We start from the raw sequence: 14,713 nt of genomic DNA, 5'->3' as shown, positions 1-14,713 counted from the left end.
GCGAAGGAGCTCGCGGATTCCCTGCATGATTCTCCAGGTCACCGGCTCTCCTCGGTTGCGGGCCGGCGATTCGCGCCCACCGACGTGAAGGCAAAGGAGAGAGGGCCATGACCGCGATGATGAGGAAGTATCTGCTTGCCTGGATGTGTCTTCAGCTTCCCATGCTGGCGCATGCCGAGCCCCCCGGACCCGCGAGCGTGGCCGCCCCGGTGGCCGAGGCCGAGCGCTATGCTCGGCGATGCCAATCCCAGTCGCTCCACCGCACCGTCAAGCCCCAGGGGACGATGCTGTGGGGCACCCGGCGGGACTGGGACACCGAGAAGGTGGCCGACGAGCGCAGCAGTGTGCTCGTCTCGGTCGGACTCGAGCCCCTGCGGCTGGCGGATGCCCAGGTGAAGGCCATGAAGCTCGAGGGGGGGCTCCTGGTGGCCACCTCCGCCACCTCCCCCGCGCGAGGGCTGCCCGCGGGGAGGGGGGTTGTCGGTACCGTGCTCCAAGGCAGGGCGAGTGACGGCAAGCCCGTGGAGGTGGCCATCTGCGGCGCGGAGCCCTCCCCCGAGGATCCCGGAATGGCCTGGTACCGCATCGAGGCCTGGAACGCGGTGGCCCAGGAGTGGGAGAACCCCTGTGTCGCCCTGGCTCGCGTGCCAGATCCCCGGGCGCTCGCGGTAGGCGGCGTCTGGGACGAGAGCGGCGCCCACCACCCCACCCCGGGCAGGTTCACCTTCGCCTGTGAGAACGGCGCCATCACCAAGTGCATCAGCTGGGGCTACAAGCCCTGGGCGAGCCACGCCGGGCAATCGCTGGCCCATTTCCACCAGGCCTGCACGCGCATGGCTCGCGCTGACTACTGCGGCAACGGCCGCAGCCACACGCACGAGGACACCGCCCTCGACATCTATGATCGGCTCGGCGTGCTCGCGCGGACAACCGAGGCCTCGGCGGGCTGGGAGCCCGCGCGGGCGTCGTTCGAGGCGGCCTGGGCGACCGATGGGGCCACCTGCCTGGCTCGGACTCGCGACGGCCGCGCTCTGTCGGCGATTCTCCAGGAGTGCCCCAACCGCTTCCGCACGGGCGCGGCGCTCGAGCTGGGCAAGGGAGAGCGCTGCACGGTGCGGCGTACGGATATGAGCCCCGCGGCGGCGCTGCTGAGCAACCAGTCCTATGAACCTCCGAAGGGTGCCGTCCCCCAGGACAAGGGGCCGTAGGACTCCCCGTCCCCCGCGTCAGCCCTGCTTGGGGCCGTCCTCCTCCTTCAGCAACTGGCTGAGGCCCAGCTCCAGCTGGCTGTCGAGGACGGCCAGGAAGCTCTTGAAGTCACGGTGGGAGAGGCCCAGCCGCGCCTGCAGACGGCGCTGCGTCTCCTCGTAGATGGCCTGCCTTGCAGTCTTCAACCAGCGGGAGACCGTCGATTGATTGACGCGAAAGAGCGCGGCCAGCTCGTACATCGAAAGCTGATCCACGAAGTAGAGGCGGAGCACGTGGCGCTCGTCCGCCGAGAGCACGGAGAAGGCTTCGCGCACGCTCTGGCGGAAGTCGGTCTGGTGGCGCCGCTTGATGAGATCCAGCTCCGCGTCGACTCCTGGCGCTGGCAGTGCCGCGAAGAGGGTGTCCGCGTCCTGCTCTGGCGCGGGCTTCTCGACGGCCCGCAGCTTGATGGCGATACGCACGGCGGTGACACGCACCCAGCTCAGCAGCGCGCCCCGTCCCGTGTACTCAGCGAGCTTGGGGCCACCTTCGGGGGTGTGGACCAGGAGCTTCACGCGTGCCAACTGGCACACCTCGTCCATCATCGCATCGGACTGCTTGGGACCCCTGAGCAGCCCCGGTAGCATGGCGAGGTAGTTGCGCTCGAAGAGCTCGATGGCGGAGGCAATCCCTCGCACGCAAGCACACGCGAGGTAGAGTTCCGCCAGGGAGAGTTGCTCGAGGAGTGGCTCGATGGGGCTGTGGGGCCCCGCCTCGGGCAGCCGTTCGGCGAGGTGCGTCACGAACGGCTCGGCGGGGAGCGCCACGGCCGGCCACTGCGCACGGGAGGTCTCCCATGCGCGGCCGAGCAGACGTTCGAGAGTGGCGGTATCCACGGGAGGCGCGAATCGCACCTTCGCGTGAGCGATAAACGTCGCCGCCAGCCCAGACCCTTGCACCATGCGGATTGCTGTACCATGCGCTTCGCCAGGCCTGCAATCCGCCACCAACCTGAATCTCCCGACTCCATGCGCTCATTCACTTCCAGTGACAACGGGTCGGGCGCATCCGATTGCCTGACGGATGAGGTCCTGGTTGAACTCCTCGATGAGCGGTTGTCCGACGAGGCGCTGGCCCGTGCCCATCAGCACGCCACCGGGTGCGGTGCCTGCCGGACCCTCCTCGTCTCGGTCTCGCGAGGGGGCCTGGGGGCGAAGCCAGGTGTCCCGGAGCGCTCCGGACCGGCCGGCGTCGACGTGGAGGAGCCGGGTCTCCCCTGGACGCCGCCCGAGGTGTTCGACGAGTTCCGCCTGGAGCGCGTGCTCGGCCGTGGCGGCATGGGCGTCGTCTACCTGGCGCATGACACCTCGCTGGACCGGCGCGTGGCGGTGAAGTTCATCGCCTCCAGTCAGCCCGAGCCCTGGGTCCGTGCGTACTTCGAGACCGAGGCCCGCGCGCTCGCCCGGTTGCAGCACCCGAACGTCGTCAGTGTGTTCCGCGTCGGTGCGGTGGGCGGGCACCCATACATCGTCTCCGAGTATGTCGTTGGCCAGAGCCTCGCGGAGCTGCCATTGCCAGTACCCTGGCGCCGGGTCCTGGCGTTTGGCCTCGGCCTTGCCCGGGGGCTCGCGGCGGCGCATCGCCAGGGGGTGCTCCACCGCGACCTCAAGCCCTCCAACGCCCTGCTCACCAGGGACGGCGAGGTGAAGCTGCTCGACTTCGGTCTGGCCGAGCGCTTCGAGCCAGGTGCGGCCCCGCTGTCGTCCCACACGGGCCTCGCGGGCACGCGGCTGTACATGGCCCCCGAGCTCCTGGAGGGTGCTCCGGCGTCCCCCAGGAGTGATCTCCATGCCCTGGGCCGCGTGCTCCACGAGCTGTGGACGGGCGAGCTGCCACGGAATCCTCCCCGTGGGGTGGAGGCGGGGGGCTCGCGGGAGGGAGGACCGGAGATCGACCCGGACTTCGCGCTGATCATCGCGCGGTGCCTGGCGCCCGACCCGCTCGAGCGTTTCACCTCGGCCGAGGCGCTCTGCGAGGCCCTCGAACGCCTCGAGCGGAGCATCGACCCCGTCCCCCTGGCCGCCAGCAACCCCTACCGCGGTCTCGCGCCCTTCGAGGCCGAGCACCGGGCGCTCTTCTTCGGACGCGACACCGACATTCGCGCCGTGCTGGAGCGCCTCCACCACCGGCCGCTCGTCCTGGTCGCCGGGGACTCTGGAGCCGGCAAGTCCTCGCTGTGCCGCAGCGGCGTGCTGCCCCGGGTGGAGGCTGGGATGCTGGGCGGCGCGCGTGAGCGAATCACGGCCACGCTGTGGCCCGGCCGCCGCCCGCTCGAGGCCCTGGCCGCCGCGCTCGCGCCTGTCCTTGGCCGGAAGGAGGCGGAGCTCGTCACCGCGCTGGCCGACACGCCGGCATGGCTCGGGCGGGCGCTGCGCGAAGTGCACCAGGACGGGCGGGGTCTGCTCCTCTTCGTCGACCAGCTCGAGGAGCTCATCACCCTCTCCGAGCCGGTCCAGGCGGCGCACTTCGCGCGCCTCCTCGGCGAGCTCGCCCTGCCGTCACAGGGGGTGCGCGTGCTGCTGACGGTGCGTGGCGACTTCCTGACACGCCTGTGCGCATTGCCCGGCCTGGGTGACGAGGCCGAGCGGGCGCTCTACATCCTCCGCCCCATGCCGCCCGAGGGGGTGCGTGAGGCCATCGTCGGTCCCGCGCGCAGCCGGGGCGTGGTCTTCGAGTCCGCGGAGCTCGTCCAGACACTCGTCGAGTCCACGGCGCGTGGCGTGGGCAGCCTTCCCCTGCTCCAGTTCGCGCTCGCCGAGCTATGGGAGCGGCGCAACCCGGTACAAGGCCGCATCACCCGGGCGGCGCTCGAGGAGATGGGCGGCGTGGCCGGAGCGCTGTCGCGGCACGCGGACGGAGTGCTCGCGCGCCTGAGTCCCAACGAGCGCGAGGCGGCGCGGCGCCTCCTGCTCAGGCTCGTGACGGGGGACGGTACGCGCATGGCGTGCGCCGAGGAGGAGCTCGTCGAGGGCTCGGATGGGGCCTCCCGTGCCGCCCTTCGCGCCCTCGTCGACGGCCGCCTCTTGCACACGCACACCCCGGGAGGCCAACCGCGCTGCGAGATCGCCCACGACTCGCTCATCGAGAGTTGGGGGACGCTGCGGGGTTGGCTCGACGACGACACCGGCCATCGGGCGGTGCGCAAACGGCTCGAGACGGCGAGCGCCGAGTGGGAACGCCTGCTGCGTGCCAGGGAGGTCCTCTGGGGGCAGCATCAGCTCGACGAGGCGCTTCCCCTGGAGCCCTCCTCGCTGGGTCCGCGCGAGCGTGCCTTTCTCCTCGCCTCCCGCCTCGCCGTGACACGCCAGCGTTGGGGCCGCTGGCTCGCCGCGCTCGCCCTCGCACTCGCCGTCACTGCCTCCTATGGCGGTCTTCGCCTGCAGACATACCTCGCGGACGCGCGCTTCGTGGCCGCCCAGGCCAGCTCGGCGCGGAAGGTACTTGCCACGGGCCGTGGTTTCGCCGAGCGCGCCAGCGCGCGCCGAGAGGAGGCTCTGGCGCTGTTCGACGGCCGGCCTTCTCCATCCGTCGGCCCCGGGACCTTGCCGAGCCCTCGTGACCGCAGGAAGGCCGCTGAGCGGCAATGGGCCGAGGCACTCTCCCTGCGTGAGCAGGCCGAGGCGGACTATGCCCGCGCGAGCCAGTTCCTGGAGAAGGGCCTCGATCGCGATCGCAACCACGTGGACACGCGCCGGCTCATCGCGGAGGTCACCTACGAACGGGTCCTCCTCGCCGAGCGCTTCCATCAGCGGCGCGAGCGCGACACCTGGGCTCAACACCTGGAGCAGGTGACCGACACCGCGAAGGAGGGGGCGCAGTGGCGGCAACGGCTCCGGGCCCCGGGCGAGCTCGAGCTCGTGACGGATCCTCCCGGCGCACGAGTCGAGCTCGAGCGCTACGTCGACCTCCAGGGGACGCGACACCGCCAGCCCGTTCCGGAGGTGGGTCCCCTGGGCCCGACGCCCATCTCCCGCCTGCGCCTGCCCGAGGGATCCTATCTCCTCCACGTCACGCACCCGGGCCGCGTGCCGGTGAGACTGCCCCTGCTCCTCACGCACGGCGCCCGCGAGCAACTCCGCCTCGTGCTCCCCACCGAGGTGCCCACCGGCTATGTCTACATCCCGCCGGGCTGCTTCCTCCTGGGCAGCGACGATCCGGAGGAACTGCGGCTCTTCATGCTCAGCACGCCGCTTCACCGGGTCTGTCTCCACGAGGGCTTCCTGATCGGCAAACGGGAGGTGACGTTCGGCGACTGGCTGGCCTACCTCGACACCCTGCCCCCGGATGCGCCCGCGAGACGGCTCCTCGAGCTGCCGCGCTTCAGCACCACCGGGGCCGTCACGCTGCGGTGGCAACCCGGCGCCGGGTGGAGCTTCTCCTTCTACCGTTCGCACGAGGACGTCTTCTCGGCGAAGGAGGGGGAGACCTTTCGCTATCCGGCGCGCACCCTGCGCAATACCGCGGACTGGCGTCAGTTTCCCCTCTCCGGCGTCTCCGCCGAGGATCTGGTCCCCTACTTCTACTGGCTCGACCACTCGGGGCGTCTCCCTGGAGCGCGCCTGTGCAGCCAGAACGAGTGGGAGTACGCCGCCCGTGGCGCCGATGGCCGCCGCTACCCCCATGGTCAGCGGCTGCAGCCCGACGACGCCAACATCGACGAGACCTACGGCCGACTGCCCACTGCCTTCGGGCCCGACATGGTCGGCGCCCACCCGGCCTCGGAGAGCCCCTTCGGTCTGGAGGACATGGCCGGAAACGCCTTCGAGCTCACACGTTCGCCCACCGCTGAGTTCGGGCGCGTCGTCCTCCGGGGTGGCGCCTGGTACTACAACTCCTTCGGCGCGTACGTCGCGAACATCTCCGAGGGAGATCCGACGGCGCGTGATGCAGCGATCGGCGTGCGCGTCTGTGCCTCGTTTTCTCCATGACCCAGGGAGGAGACAGCGGAGCCCCATTCCTCCGGCGTCCGCGGCGGGGTGCGAGTGATGGCGCGCAGGGGGGCGGCGCTCCCCAGGGGGGCTCACGTACCACGTGCTGGTGGGCATGGACTCCTTCAACGTGGAAAAGGTCTTCGTCCGTGAGAAGGAGGCGAAGGCGTTCCCGCTGACGTTCCTCGGGCAGCTGCAAACCCGCTTCGAGCGGAACATGTTCGAGCAGGGAGTGAATCACCGGTACAGGAGCGAGCTCTGGCGGGACAACGAGCGGGCGTACCGGGACACCCTCCGCAAGAAGACGTACGAGTCCTATCGGGAGTACAGGGAGCATCCCCTTCGTCAGACCGTCGAGGCCTTCCACGCAGCGGAGCAGGCCCTCTGTCCCGACAAGGACTTCAATCCGAGGAAGTTCTCCTGGAGGACTTCTTCTCGAGTACCGCCCTCCCCTCCTTCCTGGACCCTCCCTTCGCTCCTATACTTCGTGAGCCTCCAAGAGGAGCACTTCGCCTTCGAGGGCCCGGTTGGCACGCGCCAGGAAAGAGCCTTCTCCCCTGCGGTACTGGCTCGTCGCGGCGGGCGCCTTGCTCCTGCTGCTGGCGCTGCTCCTGGCCCTCGTGCCCGGCGGCACCGAGGCACCAGGGGCCTCCATGAAGACGCGGGCCGCCGGTACGGGCCCCCCCTCCTCCGCACCGGCCCCGGCGGCCCCTGAGCGCGCCGCGCTGCGCGGGTGGGTCCAGGATGTCCGGGGCCAGCCCGTGGCTGCCCGGGTGCTCGCCTTCGAGGCGGGGCCCGCCCTGACGCGGGAGGGCCTGGAGCAGCACGTGGCCGCGGAAGCCCTGGAGGCACCCGCGCGGGCCACCGCCACCACGGGCCCGGACGGAGCCTTCCTGCTGCCAGTCCCCGAGGGCCGCTACCACCTGCTGGCCGAGGTGGACGGACGCCCCGCCGCGCTCGCCCTGGAGGTGGAGGCGGGCGCTTCCGAGGTGCGCCTGGTGGTGACGGACGGTGAGCGTCTGAGGGGCCAGGTGGTGGACGTGGCGGGGGGCGTGGCCGGAGCCCACCTCACGGTGGTGAGCCTGGCGCCCGTGAGGCGCCTGGGGGAGGTGGAGAGCGACGAGACGGGCGCCTTCGAAGTGGCGGGGCTGCTCCCCCAGGCGCGCTATGGCGTGTGGGCCCGCGCGGCGGGCCACGGTCCGCGGGGAGTGCTCGTCGCCGCGTCCCGGCACGCCACCGTGATGCTGCCTTGCGCGCTGCGCGTGGAGGGCCGGGTGCTCGAGCGTGGCGTCGCGGCGCCAGGGGCCCGGGTCAGGCCGCGCGGGGGGGGACCGGAGGCCCGGGCCGACGGCGCGGGCCGCTTCGTGCTGGAGGGGCTCGACTGCAGCGGGCGCACCGAGCTGCTCGCCGAGAGCGCCACGGGCGTGGGCGAGCGGGCCCTCGAGCCCCTGAGCGAGGACACCTCGGGGTTCGACATCTCCCTGGAGACGGCGGGCGGGCTCCTCGTCCGGGTGGTGGAGGCACGCTCGGGCCGGCTGCTCGAGGGCGCGAGCGTCCAGTCTCCGGCCGCACCGGAGGCCGTCTGGCGCGAGGAGGACGTGGGGCGCTTCCGGGCCGCGCCGCTGATGCCGGGCCCCCATGCCCTCCTCGTCCGGGCACCGGGCCATGGAGCCGTGCAGCGGGTCCTCGAGGTGCGCGCGGGCTCCGAAACGGAAGTCGAGCTCGAGCTGCCACCCGAGAGCGTGCTCACGGGCCGCATCCTGGGACCCGAGGGGCTGGGGATGCGGGGCGCGCGGCTCCACCTCCTGGGGCCAGGGCTGAGCGGGGCGGAGGAGGTGCTCACGGGCGCGGAGGGACGCTTCGAGGTGCGTGGGCTCGCGGAGGACACGTATGAGCTGCGCGTCGAGCGCCCGGGCTACCTCTCCGTGACGCGAGCGCTGCGGCTGCCGCGGCCCGGGCCGCTGGAGCTCTCCCTGGAGCCCGCGGCGGCGGTGGCCGTGAAGGTGCTCGGCGCGCGCGGGGAGCCCGTGGGGGAGGCGGCCGTGTCCCTCTCCCAGGTGGGCGAGGGGCGCGGGGAGACGGTGCGGGAGGAAGGCACGGACGCCCGGGGGGTGGCCCACTTCGGGGGGCTCGTTCCGGGCCGCTACCTCGCGAAGGCGCGTGCCCCGGGCTACCTCACGTCCGAGCCCGTCCCGCTGGAGGCGTGGGACGAGCAGGCCGTGCCCGTCCCGTTGGTGCTGCGCGAGGGCCTCACGCTGTCCGGCCACGTCCGGGACACGCGGGGCCGTCCCGTGGCCGAGGCGGACGTGACCTTCATGGGGAACGGAACGAGCGTGGGCCGCACGCGCACGGATGGCCAGGGCCGCTTCACCCTGCCGGGCCTCGTGCCGGGGCGCGTCCGGCTCCTGGTGGAGAAGTTCGGCCACCCGATGCGGGAGGTGGAGGTGGAGGTGCCCGCGTCGAGCCTGGAGCTGATGCTGGAGGGCCCCGGTTCCGAGTGAGTCCCCACGAGGGAACTCCTCCCGGGGAGACCCCGGGAGGAGCCGTCCTCAGTTCTGCAGCTGCGAGCGCTTCAGGGTCTTCGTGGTGACGGTGACGCCCGCTCCCGAGATGCTCGAGCGCTGCTGGGGGTTCTGGATGACCTTGAGCGTGACGGTGGGGTCCGCCAGCGTCGTGTTGAACTCCATGATGCCGAAGCTGTACTCGGCGGGCGTGCTGGGCGAACCGATTCCGGAGGAGATCAGCTCATACAGGGGGTAGCCCCCCGCGGGGGTTCTATCCGTGAGCAGACTCCGGTGGATGTCACCCGTCACGAAGAGCACGCCTCCTATCTTGTTGTCGGTGATGAAGTCGAAGAGCGCCTGCTTCTGGGCTCCCCAGCAGGTGTTGCCCAGGGTGGAGCCATTCACAATCACCTTGAAGGTGGCGTTGGAGTCCCGCAGCGCGCTCTTCAGCCAGCTGAACTGCGTGGAGCCGTACATCTTCGGCGAATACCCCGCGGGCATGGACCTGGGGCAGTCGCGGCCCCAGCGGTCATCCATCATGAAGAACGCCACGCGGCCCCAGTTGAACGAGTGGTAGATGCCGTCGCCGGCGAACGAGGGGTGGGGATAGAGGGCCGCGTACGCCTCGCGGGCCACGTCCTTCTGGGCGAAGGTGCCATCCTCGTCGTTCGGGCCATAGTCGTGGTCATCCCAGATGGCGAAGGTCGGGAAGGCGCGGAAGACGTTCGTGAATTGCGGCACGGCGCGCTGCTGGAAGTACTTGAACCAGTAGTGGCCCTTCGAAGGGGGATTCTCCGTCGTGTACATGTTGTCCCCCACGAGCAGCTGGATGTTGGGCTCTCCCGTGTTGAGCTGCTCGTGCATGATGTCCCACGAGGGCTGACTCGGCGCATTCGCGCCGTTCATGCAGGAGGCGACGCCGACCTTGAAGCGCGCGCCCCCATCCGGCTCGGTCCTGAAATAGAAGCCACCGCGCTCGCCCGTGAAGCCCGAGGCGAAGATTCCATAGTGGTACCGGGTGTTGGGCTTCAGTCCGTCGAGAGCGCCCTTCCAGGAGCGGAAGCCACCTCCGGTGCCCGAATCCGTCATCTGCACCGTGACCACCCAGCAGGTCTCGCAGGCGGTCGCCTCCCGGGCGCGCAGGGTCAGCGTCTCACCGGCGGCGTCCCCGAAGGAATCCGCGGTGCCCACCCAGATGCTGGCGCCGGTCGTCCAGGTACGGCCCACGAAGGGGACACGCACCAGGGGCGCGGCGTAGGCCTGCGCGGCACTGGGAACCACGAGGCCGATGGCCACGAACAGCCCCAGCAACGCACCAGGTACGGAACTCCTTGTCATTGTCTGCTCCTGTTGAAGGGGAGGTCTTGAGTGCTCTGTTACCTGGAGGAGGGAGCCTCCATCGTGGAATCCCAGAAAAGATTAAGATTCATTTTCTTGGGATTTCGCGGGCCCCGTCCTGTCGCACGGCTCGAACCGCGCCTGTCCGCCTGACAGGCTCGAGGACTGGTGATCTCGCTCACTACGACGGCATCCAGCAGGCGTACCGTTACGACGGCAAGCCCGGCCCCGGGCTGCCCAGCACCCTCAAGTCCGACGATCGCTTCAGCGAGCAGCACCCGGGGACCCGCTTCAACAGCCTGGGCCCCGAGCCGGTCCACGCCTGGCGCAATGCCCATGGCCTCGCCGTCAGCCCGCTGGAGGTCAGCCCGCGCAGGAACGACCCCCTCATCCAGAACGATGATGCCCTTGTCGGCAAGGTCATCGGCCACCACTCGCACATGCAGGAGGAGTTCGAGACCGTCGGCATGAAGCCCACCCCGCACACCCCCAACCGTGACGGGTGGACGCCCAACGAGAACCAGATCCGCCGGGAGCACGGGCTCCCCCCGCGCAACGATTACTCGGGAGAGACGCCGGCCAAGGTCGATACGCTGACGAACAACATCAACGCGGGGCCGCTGGATCAGCGCAGCTGGGCCAACAAGCTGTGGGACCGGAACCCCGAGCCGCCGCTCCAGACCATGATCGACCACCTGGAGAAGTGAGCGCGCGCCGCTGATGCTCCATGGCCGGGGAGGCAGTGCTCCTCCCTCCCCGGCCTATCCTGCCCGCGGGCGTCGACCCGGCTCGGGAGGGTGACAACCTACTCGCCGAGAGCCCCGTAGTGCACCACGCGGAAGCGAGCGCCCTGGGCCTCGCGGATGCGGGCGGCGAGCGCCTCGTGCAGCTCGGGTGTCCAGGTGGTCCACTGGTCGAAGAAGCGCGCGGCGGCGGCCTTGTCTCCCGCGTGCTGAAGCGTGAGCACTTCCTTCAGGAGGGAAGCGACGGTCTCCGGGTAGCGCTCGTAGCGGATGGTGAGGCGGGCGGTCTTCGGGTCGGCCTCGAGCAGCCCATGCGAGAGGAACCAGTTGAACTGGATGAGCTGCATGGTCTGGTAGGGCTGGTCGCGGCGAGGCTTCGCGTTCTGCAGCGTGCGCCGGATGCCCGAGGCCCGCACGGCGCGCAGCGTGGCGTCCCCCACCGTCCCATTCTTGTGCATGGATTGCAGCGCGAAGAGCGAGACGAGGTCGGCCTTCATCTCCTCGAGCGCGTCCGCGTAGTCCTCCAGCGCGACGTCGAGCGTGCGCCCCTTCGCGTCCCGATCAACACCCAGGTAGTGGCCGATCTCATGCCACAGCGTGCGTTGGGAGTTCCCCTCGGGGGCGAGGTCCTTCGCGTGGGCCTCCACGGTGGCGGCGCGCCAGATGCGCTCGTCCGCGGCGAAGATGTCCGGGTTCTTCATGATGTTGTCGCGCAGCAGGATGGTGCGGCCGTAGCGGCGCGAGAAGAGCGCGTCGTTGGGGAGGATGCTCGCGGTGTTGGTGCCACGCGCCTGGCCGAAGTCGGCGATGACGTCGTAGACACCCACCGGGATGTCCTCACGCACGCGCCGGGGGTGCACGTACGGCAGCGAGTCCTGGAGCGCCTGCAACCCACCGAGGGCCCGGCGCAGCTCGGCGGTGGCCTGCTCGTTCTCCAACAGCAGGCTCATGCCGTGGAACGCCTTCACGCCGAAGATCGCGTCATCATACGTCTCGTACGAGCCGATCTGCGCGTTGAGGCGCTGGAAGCGGCCCGTCACCCAGGAGGCATCACCGCTCTCGTAGTCGTTGGAGAGCAGATCCCTCGCGCGGTTGCGGAGGAAGCGGGCGAACTCATCATCCGACTTCTCCAACGAGTCCGCGGCGCTCATGAGCAGCTCGTACGCACGCACGAAGTCATTCGCGTACGCGACGGGGTACGGCACGGCGTAGAGCACCTTCGCATCGGGCTTCTTGGCGAGGGACTTCAGATGCGGGGCGAGCCGGGGGTGGAGCACGGCGAGCACGGGGTGCTTCGCGAGCGTGGCCAGGTCCCGGTCGAGCGAGGCCTTCATGGCACGGCGGACCACGGTGCGCTCGCCGAGGAGGGAGTCCCGCTGCTCCGGGAAGCGGGCCAGGAAGGCGTCGAGCTCCTCGCGCGTGGCGTCGGGAGGATAGACGTTGCGCGCGGGCACCTCGGCGGAGACGGGAAGGAAGGCCTCGCGGCGGTTGTCGAGCGTCGTGGCGATGGGCCCCTGGAAGAGCCGGTAGAGGGTGAGCAGATCGCGCGTCTGCTTCGGGCCACCGAGCTGCGAATCCAGCTTGGAGAGGCGCGCCCGGGCCTCGAGCGCCTGGGGGTGCCGGGACTCCTCGTAGACGCGCTGGAGGATCTGCCCCACCTCGAGGAGCTCCTTCACGGCCCGCTGCTCCTCGGGGGTGAGGCGCGAGAGGTCCGGCGCGAGGCGGATGGTCTCGGTCTTGGCGAGGAGCTCCTGGGTCCTGGACTCGGGCCAGTAGCCGGCGGGGAGGGGCTTGGGGGCGGCGGAGGCGGCCGTGGAGAGTGCGAGGGTGATGACGAGCGGCAGTTTCATACGCGCCAGACTACCGCGCTGGAGGTTCCTCGGGGGCGGGCGGGCCCCAGGCGGACGTGGGATCTTCCAGGGCATCGCCGATGTGGCGCAGGACTCGCGCGACGAGCTCCGCGTCGAGCAGGCGCGCATCGAAGGTGCACGAGAGCGTCATCTCCTTGCCTGGGACGAGGGAGTCCCCCTCGAGCACGGGGACCTCGCGCACGGCACCGGCGGCGAGATAGAGGGCCACACGGGTATAGGGCACCATGGCCAGCCAGGCGCGCTCCAGGCCGAGCGAGCCCACGTTGGAGACGGCGACGGAGCCGAAAGGGTCTCTCGGCATGCCCACCCACGCGAGGTCCAGGTTGAGGGTGAACCAGACGAAGGAGAGCAACCGGAGGACGGTGTGCATGAGGAGGCCAGGGACGCGGTAGGAGCGCCGCTTGCCCCGCTCGATGGCGGCGTCCCGGCGGTGGCGGACGTGGTCGACGCGCGCCTGCATCGCGCTGGCGAGGCCCTGGAGCGAGAGCGTGTCCGCATCGGGGACGGTGGCGGTGGTGAGGTCCACGCGGCCGAGGTGCTCGGGCTGCACCACGAGGACGCAGACGCTCACGCGCTTGCGCAACCAGGGCCGGTTCCAACGGAGGATGACATTGGCCTCGGGGTAGCGGCGGAGGGCATCGGCGGCGGCCTTGGCCACCAGGTGCGTCACCGTGAGGCGCTGCCCCGAGCGGGAGCGGAAAGCCTCCACATACGCGAGCGCGCGCTCCATGCGTATGTCGATCGCCGCATAGGCGCTCGGGTCCCTGGGGGACCTGTAGGAGCCAAGGGCGAGGAGGGGGAAGTTCACGGGCTGGCGAGTCCTCTACCACCGGTCCTCCCCACGTCCACCTCCTGACGTGCCCTCCACGGTCCGGTGGCGCACGGTCCATCCACGCGTCATAGATGCGGCATGCGTACCTGCCTCGTGCTCTCCGCACTCGTGTTCCTCGCCGCCTGCTCCGGCTGCCGCAAGAGCCAGGCGAAAACAGCCCCCGATTGCATCCTCGTCGAGGACGACTTCGGCCCCGATGGAACCGTGCCCATCACCGTCGACGTCGTCGCCGAGGGCCTCGAGGTCCCCTGGGGCATCGCCTGGCTCCCCGGCGGCGATGCGCTCGTCACCGAGCGTCCCGGCCGCATCCGCCTGCTGCGCAACGGCGCGCTCCAACCCACGCCCGTCGCCACCGTGAAGATCTCCTCCAAGGGCGAGAGCGGCCTGCTCGGCATCGCCGCGCATCCCTCCTTCGCGAGCAACCGGCAGTTCTACATCTACGTGACCACCGACGAGGGCGGCTCGACGCAGAACCGCGTGGAGCGGTGGACCCTCTCCGAGGACCACGCCTCCGCCACCTTCGACCGCGTCATCTTCGGCGACATCCCCGCGGCCATGTACCACGACGGCGGGCGCATCCGCTTCGGCCCGGACGGCATGCTCTACGTGGGCACGGGGGATGCGCGCGAGCCGGACAACGCGCAGAACGTGGACACTCCCGCCGGCAAGCTGCTGCGGCTCACTCCCGAGGGCGAGGTGCCCGGAGACAACCCCTTCCCCGGCAAGCCCGCGTTCCTCACCGGCGTGCGCAACACCCAGGGCTTCGACTGGAAGGACCGCGACACGCTCTACTTCACCGACCACGGCCCCAGCGGAGACACGCTCCGCCGCGGCCATGACGAGGTCAGCGTGGTGCGCGAGGGAGACAACCTCGGCTGGCCCACCGTCTACAGCTGCGAGTCCGGCGAGGGCCTCATCACCCCGTCCCTCACCTGGGAGAGCGCGGCGCCCCCGGGCGGCGCGGCCATCTACACCGGCGACGCCATCCCCGAGTGGAAGGGCTCCCTGCTCATCGGCACGCTCGGCTCACGGCACCTGCACCGCGTGGTCTTCTCGCAGGAGCATCCCTTCCAGGTCGCCCAGCACGAGGTGTACCTGCGCGACCAGTGGGGCCGCCTGCGCGAGACCATCATGGGCCCGGATGGACACCTCTACGTCACCACCAGCAACTGCGACAGCCGTGGAGACTGCACGGCGCGCAAGGACGTCATCCTGCGCATCCGCCGCTGAAAAAGAACGGGGCCGCGTG

Annotated in this window: 9 protein-coding genes; 5 read left to right on the top strand and 4 right to left on the bottom strand. The window is 70.5% G+C overall.

Features of this window, described 5'->3' with window-relative positions; translation table 11 throughout:
- Positions 1-107: 107 nt before the first annotated feature.
- Complete coding sequence (locus tag Q664_RS47345) at positions 108-1,208, top strand: ADYC domain-containing protein (protein ID WP_043412788.1); 1,101 nt, start codon at positions 108-110, stop codon at positions 1,206-1,208.
- Between the two features lie 18 nt (positions 1,209-1,226).
- Here the strand turns inward: Q664_RS47345 and Q664_RS47340 are convergent, their stop codons facing one another.
- A complete protein-coding gene (locus Q664_RS47340; protein WP_326938802.1) occupies positions 1,227-2,084 on the bottom strand; it encodes a sigma-70 family RNA polymerase sigma factor in 858 nt (285 codons plus the stop codon).
- Between the two features lie 132 nt (positions 2,085-2,216).
- Between Q664_RS47340 and Q664_RS47335 the strand changes: the two genes are divergently transcribed.
- Positions 2,217-6,176: a bifunctional serine/threonine-protein kinase/formylglycine-generating enzyme family protein gene (locus Q664_RS47335; RefSeq protein ID WP_043412784.1), complete on the top strand. Its 3,960-nt coding sequence runs from the start codon at positions 2,217-2,219 to the stop codon at positions 6,174-6,176.
- Between the two features lie 527 nt (positions 6,177-6,703).
- Entirely contained in the window at positions 6,704-8,677 is a 1,974-nt protein-coding gene (locus Q664_RS47325) for a carboxypeptidase-like regulatory domain-containing protein (RefSeq protein ID WP_160174659.1), read from the top strand.
- Positions 8,678-8,725: 48 nt separating this feature from the next.
- Here Q664_RS47325 and Q664_RS53725 read toward each other — a convergent pair whose 3' ends face one another.
- Complete coding sequence (locus Q664_RS53725; protein WP_084610942.1) at positions 8,726-10,018, bottom strand: alkaline phosphatase D family protein; 1,293 nt, start codon at positions 10,016-10,018, stop codon at positions 8,726-8,728.
- Between the two features lie 26 nt (positions 10,019-10,044).
- Here Q664_RS53725 and Q664_RS55840 point away from each other — a divergent pair, with 26 nt between their 5' ends.
- The gene (locus Q664_RS55840) at positions 10,045-10,725 is read left to right on the top strand and encodes a M91 family zinc metallopeptidase (RefSeq protein ID WP_075207707.1); all 681 of its coding nucleotides are present in this window, start codon (positions 10,045-10,047) and stop codon (positions 10,723-10,725) included.
- Positions 10,726-10,823: 98 nt separating this feature from the next.
- Here the strand turns inward: Q664_RS55840 and Q664_RS47310 are convergent, their stop codons facing one another.
- Positions 10,824-12,611: a hypothetical protein gene (locus Q664_RS47310; RefSeq protein ID WP_043412779.1), complete on the bottom strand. Its 1,788-nt coding sequence runs from the start codon at positions 12,609-12,611 to the stop codon at positions 10,824-10,826.
- 10 nt (positions 12,612-12,621) lie between these two features.
- Positions 12,622-13,440 carry a 2-oxo acid dehydrogenase subunit E2 gene (locus Q664_RS47305; protein ID WP_043412777.1) on the bottom strand — a complete coding sequence of 273 codons (819 nt, stop codon included), beginning with the start codon at positions 13,438-13,440 and terminating at the stop codon, positions 12,622-12,624.
- A gap of 102 nt (positions 13,441-13,542) precedes the next feature.
- Here Q664_RS47305 and Q664_RS47300 point away from each other — a divergent pair, with 102 nt between their 5' ends.
- Positions 13,543-14,694, top strand: a complete 1,152-nt coding sequence (locus Q664_RS47300; RefSeq protein ID WP_043412774.1) for a PQQ-dependent sugar dehydrogenase — start codon at positions 13,543-13,545, stop codon at positions 14,692-14,694.
- The last annotated feature ends 19 nt before the right edge of the window (positions 14,695-14,713 follow it).

The sequence above is a fragment of the Archangium violaceum Cb vi76 genome (assembly GCF_000733295.1).
GTDB lineage: Bacteria > Myxococcota > Myxococcia > Myxococcales > Myxococcaceae > Archangium > Archangium violaceum.
The sequence above is the reverse complement of the archived record's forward strand: the minus strand, read 5'-3'. Positions and strand labels throughout refer to the sequence as shown.

What these genes read in the sequence shown, in the direction of transcription:
- Q664_RS47345 (WP_043412788.1), top strand. Translation starts at nt 108, where the DNA reads ATGACCGCGATGATGAGGAAGTATCTGCTTGCCTGGATGTGTCTTCAG.
- Q664_RS47335 (WP_043412784.1), top strand. Translation starts at nt 2,217, where the DNA reads ATGCGCTCATTCACTTCCAGTGACAACGGGTCGGGCGCATCCGATTGC.
- Q664_RS53725 (WP_084610942.1), bottom strand. Translation starts at nt 10,018, where the DNA reads ATGACAAGGAGTTCCGTACCTGGTGCGTTGCTGGGGCTGTTCGTGGCC.
- Q664_RS47310 (WP_043412779.1), bottom strand. Translation starts at nt 12,611, where the DNA reads ATGAAACTGCCGCTCGTCATCACCCTCGCACTCTCCACGGCCGCCTCC.
- Q664_RS47300 (WP_043412774.1), top strand. Translation starts at nt 13,543, where the DNA reads ATGCGTACCTGCCTCGTGCTCTCCGCACTCGTGTTCCTCGCCGCCTGC.